The following is a 14,252-nucleotide window of genomic DNA, read 5'->3' as shown; positions in this document are numbered from 1 at the left end:
AACCCGATATGGACCAACCTTGGGAGTGAAAAGTACCGTTTCGGGGAGTTGGACGCCGCTCGTCGGCTGCTGGCCCCTGTCGTGCTGAGGAGTTCCTGATGGATCTGCCAGACACCGCCGTCAGTCCCGAACCGTCGGCAGTCCCGGTGCCACGGCGCGTTCTGGTGACCGGAGGCGCCGGCTTCATCGGCAGTCACGTGGTCGCCCGGTTGATGCTGATGGGGAGTCAGGTGCGCGTCCTGGACAACTTCTCCACCGGGCGGCTCGAGAACCTCGCCGACGCCGTGTACGGCGGGCTGACTGAGGCCGACGTGGTGACGGGGGACATCCGTACCCCGGAGGGCCTGGAGATCGTGCACGAGTGGCAGCCTGAGGTCGTGGTGCACCTGGCCGCGCAGCCCAGCGTCCCGGCGGCCCGCCGCTCGCCCCTGTACGACGCCGACGTGAACGTCTTCGGCACCGTCAACGTCCTCGACGCCTGCGTGCGCAGTGGCGTCCGGCTGGTCATCAACGCCGCCAGCAGCGCCATCTTCGGCCGGGTGCCCGCCGACGAGTTGCCGATCCGCGAGGACCACCGGATCGCCCCGGTCAGCCCGTACGGCATCAGCAAGGCCGCCGGCGTGCACTACCTCGACTGGTACGGGCGGCAGCACGGCCTGGCGTACACCTCGATGGTCTTCGGCAACGTGTACGGACCGCGACAGGAGGGCGGCGACTGCGGGGTCGTGTCCCTGATGGCGGATGCCCTGGTGCGTGGCCGGCAGGTCGTGATCTACGACGACGGCGCGCAGACCCGGGACTTCATCCACGTCAGTGACGTCGCCGAGGCGGTGGCGGTCGCCTGTCACCATCCCGGGACGGGACTGGTCAACATCGCCTCGGGCCGGCAGGCGAGCATCAACGAGGTGTACGACGCCGTCCGGGACGCCTCCGGGGTCATGACGGCCGCCCGGTACGAGCCGCTGCCGTGGTTGGGGGAGGTGCGGAACATGGCACTGGACACCCGCAAGGCGCGTGAGCTGCTCGGGTGGTACCCGAAGGTCGGCCTCGTCGAGGGCGTGCGGATGACGGTGCGCGATGCCCGCCGTCGCCACGGTGGCCAGGTCCTCACCCCGGTGCGCGATGTCGACCAGGTGATGGCGGCGCAGTAGCGGCCGGGTTACCGCCCGGACGTCTGAAGGTGGGGTGACCGGGCGCGGGCGGTCTCCGCGAGAGCGGCGAACGCCGGCGTCCGCAGCGCCTGTGCGAGCTGCTCCCGCCACCGCGCCTGCGGGCTGACTCCGGCGATGCCCCACCCGTCGTGGCCGAGCACACCGTAGGTGGGACGCTGGGCGGGGCGCGGGAACGTCGTGTGCGGCACCGGCCGGACCCGACGCGGATCGAGCCCGGCCAGGTCGAACAGCGCGCAGGTCAGGTCGTACCAGGTCGAGTGGCCGGCGCTGGTGCCGTGGTAGATGCCCGGCGGCGCCACGTTCCCGTGCGCGGCCTGGCCCAGCTCCACCAACTGCCGCGCCAGCGCGCGGCTCCAGGTCGGCTGGCCGGTGTGGTCCGCCACCGCCCGTAGCTCGGGCGACTCGGCGGCCTGCGCCAACATGGTGGCGACGAAGTTGCGGCCGTGCTCGCCGTACAACCAGGCGGTACGGACGATGTAGCCGCGTTCGGGCAGGAGTCGTCGCAGCTCCCGTTCGCCGGCGAGTTTGCTCCGGCCGTACGCGTTCACCGGGCCGGTGATGTCGTGCTCCCGGTAGGGGGCGCAGGCGGTCCCACTGAAGACGTAGTCGGTCGAGATGTGCAGGAGGCGGGCGTCGGAGTCGGCGCAGGCCCGTGCCAGGTGGGCCACGGCCGTGCCGTTGACGGCGGTCGCGGCGTCCTCGGCGTCCTCGGCGGCGTCCACGTTCGTCCAGCCGGCGGTGTTGACCACGACGTGGTGACCCGCCACCAGGCGCGCGACGGCCACCGGGTCGGTGACGTCGAGCATGGCGCGGTCGGCGGCGGTCACGACGGCACCGGGTTGACGCAGGAGCGTGTCGACGACGTCGCGGCCGAGCATGCCGCGCGCTCCGGTCACCAGCCAGCGGACTTCTGTTCCCATCAAAACAGGATAAATCGGATATAAAGCACAAGAAGGGCGTTTGACCTACAAACCATGACACCCTCGGTCTGCCTCCCGGAACCTGACGATTTTTTCCATCAAACCGTCGCACTCTTGCTGAAGCATATTCAGAACTGCCAGGATGGCCGTCAATGCCTTCCGTCCCGAAGGAGTGGTCCCCATGGCGGTCTCCCGCCGCAGGTTCGTCACGTCCGTGTTGGCGGGTTCCGCCCTCGCCGCCGCCTCCACCACCGAACTGCTCGCCACGCTCGACAGCCCCGCCGAAGCCGCCAGTCCTCCCGGCGACGTCGTCGGCAAGGTGACCGTCGGCTACCAGGGGTGGTTCAGCGCCCCCGGCGACTCCGCGCCCATCGGCGGCTGGTGGCACTGGAGCCGCGACCGGTTCCAGCCGCCGTCGCCCAGCAACACCACAATCGTGTCCTGGCCGGACATGCGCGAGTACACGCGCAGCTACACCACCGCGTACCCGAACCTCGGCAACGGGTCGCCGGCGACCCTCTTCTCCTCCTACGACCAGCAGACCGTGGACACCCACTTCCGCTGGATGCAGGAGTACGGCTGCGACACCGCCGCCCTGCAACGCTTCAACCCGACGGGCGACGAGGGGCCGACCCGCGACGCCATGACGCTCAAGGTCCGCTCGGCGGCCGAGCGCTACAACCGCAAGTTCTACATCATGTACGACGTCACCGACTGGCTCACCATGCAGTCCGACATCAAGACCGACTGGCTGAACAAGATGTCGACGCACACCGCGTCCAGCGCGTACGCCCGCCAGAACGGCAAGCCCGTCGTCTGCATCTGGGGCTTCGGCTTCAGCGAACCGAGCCGACCCTTCACCCCCGGGCCCTGCCTGGAGGTCATCAACTGGTTCAAGGCGCAGGGCTGCTACGTCATCGGCGGCGTGCCAACGTGGTGGCGGCAGGGGATCAACGACTCCCGCTCCGGCTTCCTCGACGTCTACCACGCCTTCCACGCGATCTCGCCGTGGATGGTCTACCGGACCGACACCCTCGAAGGCCTCGACTCGTACTACAACAACGTCAACATCGGCGACATGGCCGACTGCGCGGCGCGCGGCATCGACTACCTGCCCTGCGTGATGCCCGGCGACCTGGCCGGCGGGCACCGCCGCCACGGCGACTTCTACTGGCGGCACATCTACAACATGGTCCGGCTCGGCTCCCAGGGCCTCTACGTGTCCATGTTCGACGAGTACAACGAGGGCAACCAGATCGCCAAGACCTCCGAGACGCAGGCGACCACCCCGGCCGGCGCGAACATCCGTGCCCTGGACGAGGACGGTGTCGCCTGCTCCGCCGACTACTACCTGCGCATCACCGCCGACGGTGGCCGGATGCTCAAGGGACAGCTCGCCCTCACCGCCACCCGACCCACCCCGCCCATGGTCGGCACCCCGCCCCCGACCAGCGGCGACCTCGCCGCCGGCCGATCCGCCTCGGCCAGCAGCCAGAACGGATCCCTAGTCGCCGCGAACGCGGTGGACTCCGACGCCGGCAGCTACTGGGAGAGCGGCGGCGGCACGTTCCCGCACTGGTGGCAGGTCGACCTCGGCACCAGCCAGCAGGTCAGCCGCCTCGTGCTGCGGCTCCCCGCCGGCTGGGAGGCGCGTACCCAGACCATCACCGTGCAGGGCAGCGTCGACGGCAGCATTTTCTCGACCATCGCCGGGGCCTCGGCGTTCGCCTTCGACCCGGCGACCGGCAACACCGTCAGCCGCACGCTGACGACCACCACGGCCCGCTACCTCCGGCTGAGCATCGCCGGCAACACCGGCTGGCCGGCGGGCCAGCTCGCCAAGGTCGAGGTGTACGGATCCAGCGGCACCACGGACAACCCGCCGACCGCCCCGAGCAATCTCGCGGTGACCGCCAAGACGTCGAGCAGCGTGTCGCTGGCCTGGACGGCGTCGACCGACGACAAGGGCGTCACCGGCTACCAGGTACGCCAGGGCGGCACGGTCGTCGCCACGGTCACGGGCACCACCGCCACCGTGAGCGGGCTCAGCGCGTCCACCTCGTACACCTTCACGGTCGTGGCGCGTGACGCCGGCGGCAACACCTCGTCCGCGTCGAACGCCGTCACGGTGACCACCGACGCCGCCGCCAACTCCGACCTGGCCCGCGGCCGATCCACCTCGGAGAGCAGCCACGTCCAGAGCTACGGCTCGGGCAACGTGGTCGACGGCGACGCGAACAGCTACTGGGAGAGCGCCAACAACGCCTTCCCCCAGTGGGTGCAGGTCGACCTGGGCGCGACCCGCACGGTCGGGCGGGTGGTGCTCAAGCTGCCGCCGTCATCGGCGTGGGGTGCTCGGACGCAGACCGTCGCCGTCACGGGCAGCACGGACGGTTCGAGCTTCGGGACGCTGGTTGGAGCGGCGGGGCGGACGTTCGACCCGTCTACGGGCAACTCGGTGACGCTGACGTTCGGGGCCGCGCAGGCTCGCTATGTGCGGATCACGGTTACCGGTAACACCGGCTGGCCGGCCGGGCAGTTGGCGGCACTTGAGGTGTACGCGAGCTGACCGGACGTGGGGCGGCCGCCGGACGCCGACCGGCGGCCGTCTCCCACCAGCCTGGTACCGGGCCACCACGCCAGATGGTCTCCTGCTGACCGGGAGCCCGATCATGCCGAGTCGCGGGAGAGTCCGGCGGAACTATGGCGGTCTTGCGGAACGAGAGCTGGTGTCCGCGGGAACGCAGCCGCAGAATTCATCAGGTCCTGCCGGCGCGAAATCGGCCAAAGCGAGGGTTGCGAGACGGGGACACGCGAAGCTTCGGCAGAACCGGAGCGGGCGGCTCTCTTCGCCGTCGACGTTGCCAAGCCTCTGGTCGAAGAACCGAGCGTTTTGTCGCCGACTGTAGAGGACGAGGCAGTCTTCAGGGCCTATCGGCTGGTACAAGCACGACAGTAGGCTCGGACCTCCGCCCGCTATTCAGGGCAGTCCTTGACGGGCAAGACACGCTGCCGCCGAGGCCCCTGTCGATCACTGCCGCAGCCGCTCCACGGCCAACACAGCCCTTCTCCGGCAGTTAGCGCGGGAGTGACGAGTTCGGCGCTACATAGATGAATGCACATATTGTGCCGCTCGCGGCCCACGCTGGCGCGAACACCCTGACCTAGTTGCCTCCGTACCCCAACGGCACTCCGCCCAGTCGATAGCTATAGCAGCGATCAACGGCGGTATTGCGAGCCGTGCTCGAATCAACTCAGCTTCGGACTGGAAACACAACCCGCCCGGATCTTTGTCGGATCGGCGACGCTGTTGCATGATCCATCTACATCGAGTGGAACGATGACGCGACCCGCCCGTGAAGGAGCGTGAGTTGGCGCAACCTCTCGACCCTAGGCGTCGATTCTCAACTAACGAGCGCGCCGCCCTGTACCTGGCAGCTGACGGACGATGCGTCCGCTGCGGTACGAATCTGCCGGCCGGCTGGCACGCCGATCACACGGATCCGCATTCAAAAGGTGGCGTCACGGACGTCATGAACGGGCAAGCGCTCTGCCCTACCTGCAACCTTAGTAAGGGAGACAGCTTGACCACTCTGCGCACATGGCAACAAGAGGCCCTCCGGGTCATCAGTAACGGTTCCAAGCCCGACCATCTGATCACCGCTACTCCTGGAGCTGGAAAGACTACCTTCGCGTTAGCCCTTGCGGCACGGCTACTTGAGGAAGGCTCGGTACGCCGCGTCGCTGTCGTCGTGCCGACCGACTCGCTTCGAGAGCAGTGGGCCGACGCGGCTGGGCGGCTGGGGCTCAATCTCATGCCGGTGTCAGCACCGGAGGATTATGAAAAGCCGGGCTACCGGGGTTGCGTGGTCACTTACGCACAACTAGCGACTGGTGCTGGCCGCGAGTTGCTGCGCAGGACCACGCGGGTGCCGACGCTGGCCGTGCTCGATGAGATTCACCACGCGGGAGAGTCCCGATCTTGGGGCGACGGCCTTCGCTATGCCGTCGAGAATGCGGTGATGAGGGTCGCTCTTACCGGCACACCGTGGCGGCGCGATAATCAGTCACCGATCCCGTTCGTCATGTACGACTCCGATGGTCAAGTGCTGGTCGACTACGCCTACGAGTATGGGACCGCTGTAGCTGACGGTGTGTGCCGTCGCATCGAGTTTCATGCTTACGACGGCGAGGCAAGGTGGATCGACTGCGGTGTTGTAGGGCAGGCCAGCCTCGGCGCCCAACTGAGAGACGAGGACGTGTCTACCGTCCTGGACGGCGTCTTCCACCCGGAGCATGCATGGATGCCGGTGCTGCTCAGGCAGGCGGATGACGCCCTAACTGAGATCCGGCAAGAGATCCCAGATGCTGGCGGACTGGTTGTTGCCGAACGACAGTGGCATGCACAGCAATACGCGGCATTGTTAAGAGAGATCTCGGGTACAGAGCCGACCGTGGTGGTGTCGGACGACCCAACTGCCAAGGAAGCCATCGATAGGTTCCGGCGCTCCACAAGTAGATGGATCATCGCCGTGAAGATGGTATCCGAGGGCGTTGACATCCCCCGTCTCGCGGTTGGTGTGTACGCGTCCAAGACACGCACTCCACTTTTTTTCCGACAGGTGGTGGGGCGCTTTGTTCGCACCCGACCCAGCGAAGAGTTCAACGCTCGGTTGTATATACCCGCCGTACCCGCGCTGATGGAACACGCGCTGCAGATCGAGCAAGAGTTGCGTCATCAACTTGATGTCGAGACAGGCGGCGATGGCCCCGACGGCGAACGGGGGAGCACCCACGAGCAGCCGCTTCTTCCCACGCGGGAGTTGGTCTCCGCCACTGAAGCGGCGTTCGACCGGGCGATTCTTGCAGGTGAGGAGGTATCTCCGACGGATCTCGTTGCCGCGCAGGCCACGGCCCGGCAACTCGGCATTCCAACTCAATATGCCCTGAACCTGCTTCCGCTGATGCGTCAGCAAGCCCCAGAGGCTGCCCCTGTTCATCCACCCGCAACGGAGGTAGTGACACCTAGGCACCGTCAGGAGAGGATGCTGCGCGCTGAGGTTGAGACGCTCGCGCGGAAATATGCGTTTAAGGCCAAGCTGGAGCCTCGGCAGGTTAATACGGAGTTGCGTCGCGCCGGATTCCCGCCCCGAGCCAAGGCATCGATAAGTGAGCTTAGGGGCATGCTAAATATGCTTGCCCGCTGGCATGGTGGCCAATGACAGACGGGGTTGACCATTTGGTGCGCAACCGCCACCTAGTTGAGGATCTCGGTGGTGCCTTGCGTAGCGGACAGCATGGGCTCGACAACGCGCCTGGCCTCCTGAAGCGGGTCCTGAATGAAGAATCTTGGAGAGAGTTCAGGACTCAGCGAGGCGAACTCGTCCAGCACGATCGCCTTATGGACTTTGTGACCGCTCCACCTCTGAGAGGGCTCGGTGCGAGCCTCGATCTGATTCGGCGCCTCGTTGGCGACGATACCGAAGCCCTGGACCTTCTCAATCAGGCCCTTAACGAGCAGGAGGACGGCCCGGGAGACGGCAACGGCACCGCCAATAGAGCACGAGCGACCGCCAAGGAGTATGCATTACGTAAGCTCCGAAAGGATGCCCCTGCTCTTCACGCCGAGGTGCTGGAGGGTCGCCTCTCCGCTAATGCTGCAATGATCAAAGCGGGCTACCGGCCACCAACGTTCACCGTTCGAGCCGACTCAGCAGACTCGATCGCCTCCGCCCTACGTCGTCGCTTGCCACCGGAGGTTCTTAGCGAGGTGTTGAACAAGTTGAAGGGCTGAAGTCGACGGCAGGATTCGAGCGTCTCGACGCAAGAGAGCCTCGCGCCGTCGTAGCCCTCCTAGCCTGAGGCCAACGTTGCTTCGCCTACCACGTTGCTGCTCGTGCTTCCAGCGGCTACGGGATGGGCTCCTCGCGACGCAAGCGGAACGAACGGAACATCGCACGGACCCGCTTGAGGATCATGAAGATTGTGAGAAGTAGGTGCGCGCAGGCAAACACCACCATCATCGTCGCAAGCCGATTCAGCGGCTTGTCGACGTCGGTGAACATAACGAGGCCCCCGAGCAGGCCGGTCAGGAGGATTCCTACTAGGACGGCGTAGCTGACGTTGGCTCGCAGCTCGTCCGCTAGCTGATCGACGAACTCACGCACGCCCAGCGGCAAGGTGTCGGCCGCGCGGGCGGTGAGGTCGAAGATCAACACGAAGACGTTGAAGATCAGTCCAGTAAGGATGGCGACGGCCGCGAGCACATCGGGAACGTTGCGAGCCCTGCCGTCCAAGTACCACACCAAGCCTGCGAGCAGCGCCGGTAAGCCTAGGTAGATCAAGTAGTCAGCGGGACGGCTTCGCTTGGTGCTGTAGTTGCGCAGAGTGTTGTAGTGGTCCTGCACCAGGACAAGGGCTGAGAATTTACTGCTCTCCGTCCGTCGCATGGGTCAGCTCCTCCTGCGGCAGTGTGAGCCGGGTATCGAGCGCCTCCCCCGACCACTTGCCAGTGTCCCACCCCGGTCTGACATGAACACCGACAGCAGCCGATATATCGTTGATCGTCCTAGTCACCTCGTCATAGAAGCGTGAATCGTCGGGCCTGTCCCGGCCGGGCAGGTCGTAGACGAAAGATGGCACCCTCTCCGCGGTCACTGTCAGCGTCGTCTGCCGTTCACCGACTGCCATGACGACGCTCAGCTCATCGAAGTCGATGCCTGTCACGTGCAGTAGATTCCGCCGGACACGGTCGTCCTCGCCGCGTAGCTTTGCCACCAAGCTCCGCTTGAACTGTCGGATCTTTCCCGGCGTAATCTTCATCTCGAGCCTGCCGAGTTCCGCGTCCTGCGCGGACATCTCGACTGCATCGGCGACGTCTTGGGGCAGGCCGCTCTTGCGCAAGGTGATCTGGTGCGCCTCTGCCTCGGCGAGAAGCTTCGCCAGACCTTCTTCGTCCATGACAGATGAGATGTTGAGGATGTGGCCGGTGTGATAGCTAAAACCCCTCGACAGCGCGGGTCCCAGTAGGCTCTTTGCGCCCACCCGGCCGTGGACCTCCAGCGCGACCAAACCAGTCGTCGAATCAGCAGGAGCCATCAGCAGCCCGCGCAGCGTGGTGTGCTCGATGTGCCGGCCGTCGCGGAGAAAAACTACGGTCTGATCGTCGTCGCGGTCATAGAACTCGGACTGCTGACCGCTGTTACCGACCTTGACAGAGAATCGCACACTGCGTCCGACGGGCTCGACTGTCTTAGCACTCAAGTGTCGCTGGCGCTGTGTCACGGGCTCCGCCGTTAGACCGGAAAGAAGTCCATACAGGATCGGTAGGGAATCGGACTTGCCGTCAAATTTTCCCAATGGCTGAGGGTCGCCTCGATGGGGCCGCACTCGGAAGGCGGACAGGACGTAGCCGTACTTCATGCTGAGATTAATCTCCTCAATCATCGTGAGGTCGACGGCGCGACCCGAGACAAGGTCCCGGGAGTGGCTGAGGCACCACCTGCAGCGGCGACGTCCCATCCGCGCCCACGGCGTAGTGCCCGGTGATCGATAGTCAACGTATGAGCACCCGGTGCCCTACGTCAAGCAACACACTCACGTTCGGCGCGCTGGTGCTCGCCTTGCTGCATCATCTGTCGCGTCCGGTTCCCGCCGCTCCGCTAGAACGGCCCGGGAACTGCCACGGCGAACTGGAAGGTGGAGCTCGAACACGACCCGACAGTAGGAGCTTAAAAGAGATGATCGGCGGTGCAGGGTTCGACAGGAGCCTTCTTCGCGATGTTACCGATTTCTCCTGTACTGAATCACCGCGCTCGGCGCCGTGGGGGGGCCAGCCGGGCCGATGGCTCACCGCCCGGCCGCCTCTGGCGCCAGGTGGGCGAGCCACCGCGACCGCATGGCGTTGGCAGTACTCATGGCTGTTGCCATCGACCCTGATTGGCGCACCATCGGACCGATGGCCTGGGGACGCGACAGGCTCCAGCGCTAGTCATTGGACCCAGTCCTCAGGGCACCTCCGCGGCCTTGGGGGCGTCCTCAGGGCGTCAAACGCCGAGGGATCTTTACCATGAACGACCGCCGAAGCCCCGACCATGCAACCGATCAAAGCCTTGGTCGGGCTTCAGAGTTGGTGGGCGACGAGTAAATCGACCTGTACGGCGGGACCATGAACGCGAGCCTTGGCCCAAAAAGAAGCCTTCGACCCAAGCCGTAGCGACTCGGTGTGTGTTTCCCATGGCTTGGGCGGCGGCGACGGAGGTACTGTCCGAAGTGGCAGTTGCCAGGATCGGCGCTGCCAGGGCAGCTCAGCCGGGAGCAGTGATGTCGGAATCCGCCTCGCCCTTCGCCGATCGACTCCGCGCTCTGATCATGAATCGTGGCGTCAGCTACCGGGCGCTGGCAGGACAGACGTTCTACAGCAAGAGCTACCTGCATGACCTGGCTTGCGGTCGAAAGACGCCGACACTGAACACTGCCGAGCGCTTGGACACTGCCTTGGGGGCGGACGGCGCGCTAGTTGCAATCCTTACGGTCGCTGGTATCGAGGAGCATGCGGCGGGCACGGGTGGGACCGAATGGTCATCATGCGATGCGGAACAGCTCGCCGAACTGCTCGTAGGGCAGACGCCCACGTCTGAGAATGCTGCCGCGCTGGCTCATCAGTGGCTGATCGCCGAGCCGCCACAGCGATATGAGCTGAGTGCGGGCCGGCGGGTCGGGGACGAGACGGTGGCTCGGATTGAAGACCGGGTTCGTCAGCTGCGACGGCTGGACGACCACGTGGGTGGTGCCGAGACCTACGCGATGGTTTCCGCCGAGTTGACCGCCACCGCCGACCTGCTTCGTGAGGGTAGCTATCGAGAAGCTGTGAGCCGGAGGCTGCTCGTCGTCATCGCCGACCTGTGTCAGTTGGCGGGCTTCGTCGCCGAGGACGCTGGTCGGCTCGCCGAGGCACGCCATTACTACTTGACCGGGATGCGGGCTGCACATGCTGGTGGCGACACTGCGAGCGCGGCCAACTGCCTCAGCAGTCTCTCCTACCTTGAGGCGAATCTGGGCGACCGACGTGAGGCGGTAACCCTGGCTCGATCGGCCTACGTGGGAGGCAGGTATGCCGCTGAGGCCACTGGCCAAGCTCTGCTGCTTGAGCGCGTGGCCTGGGCGCACGCACGTATGGGAGATGCGAGTCTCGCCGAGCGAGCCTTGGGCGATGTCGCGGAGATCTATCAGCACGTCGACCTGGGCGATGCGCCTTCTTGGGCGTACTGGCTGACCCAGGACGAGGTCCAGGTCATGGCGGGGCGTGTGTGGACTGAATTGCGGCGACCGCTCAGAGCGGTGCCCATCTTGGAGGACGCCGTCAATCGCTACGGCGACGACTCGCCTCGCGAAACCTCCTTGTACCTCGGTTGGCTCACCCAAGCACTGCTGCAAGCCGGAGAAGTTGAGCAGGCCATCGCCGTGGCGGGACGTTCTGTGGCCTTGGCGCGCTCGGCGCGTTCGCAACGTGCCGTTGACCGTGTCGCCGAGCTGCGTCACATGATCGCCGCCGTCGGCGGCAGGACGAGCGCCGCTGACGAGTTCCTAGAGCTGTCCACTGGCCTGTCCGCCGACCCAGGCGGACACCTCGAAGGACAGTAGCGGACGCGATCCGTCTGGATCGCAAGCAATGATCGTCACAGGCTGTCACCTAGGCATCGCTGAATAGTCGCCCGATGGGGCGCGGCGAGCCGGGCGCGGCGGCCAACTGGTCATGTGCACGTCGCGCCCCGATCCGTGAGGTGAGGGAATGAGCGGCAGGCACCATGGGCGCGGCGACGAGACGGCGAGCAAGGGTGAACAGGCTGAGGCGGCCGAGCGGGAGGCTGCCAAGCAGCGCATTCTGGCTCAGGCCGAGGCGGAGCGCGTACCCGTGGACGACACGACCCGTGCGGTCCCGGACCGGCGGTGGCGGCGTGAGCAGCGATGACCTCCCGATCGGACGTCGGGTGGCCGGCTGGCGGGTGCGGCGGTCGATGACGCAGCAGATGCTGGCGGATCGCCTGCGCAGGTCGAAGAGCTGGGTGGACAAGATCGAGCGCGGCGTCCGCCCCCTGGACCGGTACTCGGTCATCCAGGAACTCTCCCGCGTCCTGCGAGTCGACCCAGAGGTACTGCTCGGCCAGCCGCCCAGCACCCCAGCGAGCACCCCGGCCGGGGTGGACGACATCCGAGCCGCGCTCGCCCGCTACGACACCCCGCCGACTCCGCCCCACCTGCACGAGCTGCGGCGGCAGGTGGGGCACGCCTGGTTGGCCTACCAGCACGCGCACTACCCGCAGTTGGTGCGCGCGGTGCCGAGCCTGCTCGACGCCGCCCAGGGCGCGCGGTCGCCCGAGCTGCTGGCGCAGGCATACCGGATCACCGCGCTGCTGCTGGTCAAGCTCGGCGAGGCCGACCTCGCCTGGCTGGCCGCCGACCGCGCCATGGGCGCTGCCCAGGACGACCCGGTCCTCGCGGCGACAGCGGCAATCGCGGTGGCCCAGGCGCTGCGCGCGTCGGGCCGGGACCGCCTGGCTCTGTCGGCGATCCTCACCGCTGCACACCGTGTCCTCCCACCGTCAGCCGACGACGGTGATCAAGAGGTTTGCGGCGCATTTGGAGATCAAAGCCGACGCAAACCTCTTGATCACCGGGGACAGGGCGAACACGCAGGGCTGGGCGACCGTCGAGCGTGGGCGGTGGGTGGGGCGGTGCTGGTGCAGGGCGCGCTGGCTGCTGCTGGCTGCGGTGAGCACCGCCGCGCCACCGAGCTGATCGACCGGGCCGCGGGCGTCGCCGCGAACCTGCGGGGGTACGACGACCCGCACGGCACCAGCTTCGGAACGGTCACCGTGGAGATGGCGCGGGTGCTCCTCGCGGCGCAGCGGGGTGACGTCGACGGCGCACTGGCGCGGCATGTGGGCGTCGTTCGGCGGGAGGTGTGGCGGCGGTTGCCGGCCGAGTATCGGGGTGCCTACCTGCTCGACGCCGCGCGGATCTACGTGCACGCCGGGGACCTGCGCGGGGCGGCGCGGGCGCTTGTCGACGCGGACAGTGTCGCGCCGGCTGAGGTTCGGGGGCGGCCTCTGGCGCGTACCCTCATCGCTGATGTTGCCCGTGCCAAGCCGGCGCCGGCCGGCGTGGCGCGACTGGCGACGGTGGTCGGGCTTACCCGGTGATGGACTCGCGGCGGCGTACGTCGTCGGCGGGGTTGATGGTGCGGACCGGGTTCGGGACCGGGCCGCGTCGCCGCCACTCGCGGGGGTAGCCGAGCGAGACCTCCTCGAAGCGGACGCCGTCGTAGAAGGTCGTGCGGGGGATGTGCAGGTGCCCGTAGACCATCGTGGACGCGCCGAAGCGCAGGTGCCAGTCGCGGGTGCGGACCGTGCCGCACCACTGGGCGAACTCCGGGAACCAGAGGATGTCAGTGGGCTCGCGCACCAGCGGGTAGTGGTTGACCAGCACGGTCGGCAGGTCCGGGTCGCGTTCGGTGAGTCGGCGCTCGGTCTCGGTGACGCGGGCGTCGCACCAGGCCTCGCGGCTCGGGTACGGGTCGGGGTGCAACAGCGCCTCGTCGGTGCAGACCACGCCGGCCGCGTACGCGATGTCGAGGGACTCCTGTTTGGTGCTCGCCTGGGGCACCCGGAACGTGTAGTCGTAGAGCACGAACAGCGGGGCGATGGTGGCGGGGCCGCCCTCGCCGTCCCAGACCGCGTACGGGTCCTCGGGCGTGACGACGCCCAGGCGGCGGCACATCGCCACCAGCTCGCGGTAGCGGGTCTCGCCGCGCAGGTGCTCCGGGTCGCCCGGCGGGGTCCACAGCTCGTGGTTGCCGGGCGCCCAGACGACCTTGGCGAAGCGGTTGCTCAGCAGCTCAAGCGCCCACTCGATGTCGGCGAGCTTTTCGCCCACGTCGCCGGCCACGAGCAGCCAGTCGCCGGGGTGGTCCGGGCGTAGGTCTTCGACGAACGCCCGGTTCTCGGCGTAGCTGATGTGCAGGTCGCTGACGGCCCGCAGCCGGGGGGAAGCGCTCACGCCTTGAGGCTAGGCGGCGCTGGCCCGATCGGCACACCCCGATCTGGCCGTGTCCTCCTCCGCTCGCCGTGGGCTACCACGGGACGTACTCGCCGGCCGGCAT

Annotated in this window: 11 protein-coding genes and 1 pseudogene; 8 read left to right on the top strand and 4 right to left on the bottom strand. The window is 66.9% G+C overall.

The features are described 5' to 3' along the window. The first annotated feature begins 98 nt into the window (after positions 1-98). On the top strand, positions 99-1,151 hold the full coding sequence (locus ABZ272_RS11505) for an NAD-dependent epimerase/dehydratase family protein (RefSeq protein WP_355049823.1): 1,053 nt from the start codon (positions 99-101) through the stop codon (positions 1,149-1,151). An 8-nt stretch (positions 1,152-1,159) separates the two neighbouring features. Here the strand turns inward: ABZ272_RS11505 and rfbD are convergent, their stop codons facing one another. Beyond that, positions 1,160-2,092 carry a dTDP-4-dehydrorhamnose reductase gene (gene rfbD, locus ABZ272_RS11500; protein ID WP_355049822.1) on the bottom strand — a complete coding sequence of 311 codons (933 nt, stop codon included), beginning with the start codon at positions 2,090-2,092 and terminating at the stop codon, positions 1,160-1,162. Between the two features lie 181 nt (positions 2,093-2,273). Here rfbD and ABZ272_RS11495 point away from each other — a divergent pair, with 181 nt between their 5' ends. The 4 genes and pseudogenes from ABZ272_RS11495 (at position 2,274) to ABZ272_RS11480 (ending at position 7,886) form a co-directional block, all read left to right on the top strand. Then, the gene (locus ABZ272_RS11495) at positions 2,274-4,661 is read left to right on the top strand and encodes a discoidin domain-containing protein (RefSeq protein WP_355049821.1); all 2,388 of its coding nucleotides are present in this window, start codon (positions 2,274-2,276) and stop codon (positions 4,659-4,661) included. Positions 4,662-5,448: 787 nt separating this feature from the next. After that, positions 5,449-5,661, top strand: a pseudogene (locus ABZ272_RS11490) (HNH endonuclease signature motif containing protein); the annotation flags it as partial. A 15-nt stretch (positions 5,662-5,676) separates the two neighbouring features. Beyond that, positions 5,677-7,314, top strand: a complete 1,638-nt coding sequence (locus tag ABZ272_RS11485) for a DEAD/DEAH box helicase family protein (protein ID WP_355049913.1) — start codon at positions 5,677-5,679, stop codon at positions 7,312-7,314. A 179-nt stretch (positions 7,315-7,493) separates the two neighbouring features. Next, positions 7,494-7,886, top strand: coding sequence for a hypothetical protein (locus ABZ272_RS11480; RefSeq protein ID WP_355049820.1), 393 nt, complete (start codon positions 7,494-7,496; stop codon positions 7,884-7,886). Between the two features lie 115 nt (positions 7,887-8,001). Here ABZ272_RS11480 and ABZ272_RS11475 read toward each other — a convergent pair whose 3' ends face one another. Both ABZ272_RS11475 and ABZ272_RS11470 read right to left on the bottom strand, forming a co-directional pair. After that, on the bottom strand, positions 8,002-8,541 hold the full coding sequence (locus ABZ272_RS11475; protein ID WP_355049819.1) for a hypothetical protein: 540 nt from the start codon (positions 8,539-8,541) through the stop codon (positions 8,002-8,004). Continuing rightward, entirely contained in the window at positions 8,519-9,538 is a 1,020-nt protein-coding gene (locus tag ABZ272_RS11470; protein ID WP_355049818.1) for a hypothetical protein, read from the bottom strand. The genes ABZ272_RS11475 and ABZ272_RS11470 overlap by 23 nt, the downstream gene beginning before the upstream one ends. An 876-nt stretch (positions 9,539-10,414) precedes the next feature. Between ABZ272_RS11470 and ABZ272_RS11465 the strand changes: the two genes are divergently transcribed. The 3 genes from ABZ272_RS11465 (at position 10,415) to ABZ272_RS11455 (ending at position 13,293) form a co-directional block, all read left to right on the top strand. After that, entirely contained in the window at positions 10,415-11,734 is a 1,320-nt protein-coding gene (locus ABZ272_RS11465; protein WP_355049817.1) for a helix-turn-helix transcriptional regulator, read from the top strand. A gap of 148 nt (positions 11,735-11,882) precedes the next feature. After that, on the top strand, positions 11,883-12,062 hold the full coding sequence (locus ABZ272_RS11460; protein WP_355049816.1) for a hypothetical protein: 180 nt from the start codon (positions 11,883-11,885) through the stop codon (positions 12,060-12,062). Beyond that, positions 12,049-13,293, top strand: a complete 1,245-nt coding sequence (locus tag ABZ272_RS11455; RefSeq protein ID WP_355049815.1) for a helix-turn-helix transcriptional regulator — start codon at positions 12,049-12,051, stop codon at positions 13,291-13,293. Before ABZ272_RS11460 ends, ABZ272_RS11455 begins: the two co-directional genes overlap by 14 nt. Here ABZ272_RS11455 and ABZ272_RS11450 read toward each other — a convergent pair. Beyond that, entirely contained in the window at positions 13,283-14,149 is an 867-nt protein-coding gene (locus tag ABZ272_RS11450; protein ID WP_355049814.1) for a metallophosphoesterase, read from the bottom strand. The genes ABZ272_RS11455 and ABZ272_RS11450 overlap by 11 nt on opposite strands. Positions 14,150-14,252: the final 103 nt, after the last annotated feature.

The organism is Micromonospora sp. NPDC005979 (assembly GCF_040614415.1).
GTDB lineage: Bacteria > Actinomycetota > Actinomycetes > Mycobacteriales > Micromonosporaceae > Micromonospora.
Note: the sequence above shows the minus strand (reverse complement) of the source record. Positions and strands in the feature narration are given on the sequence as shown.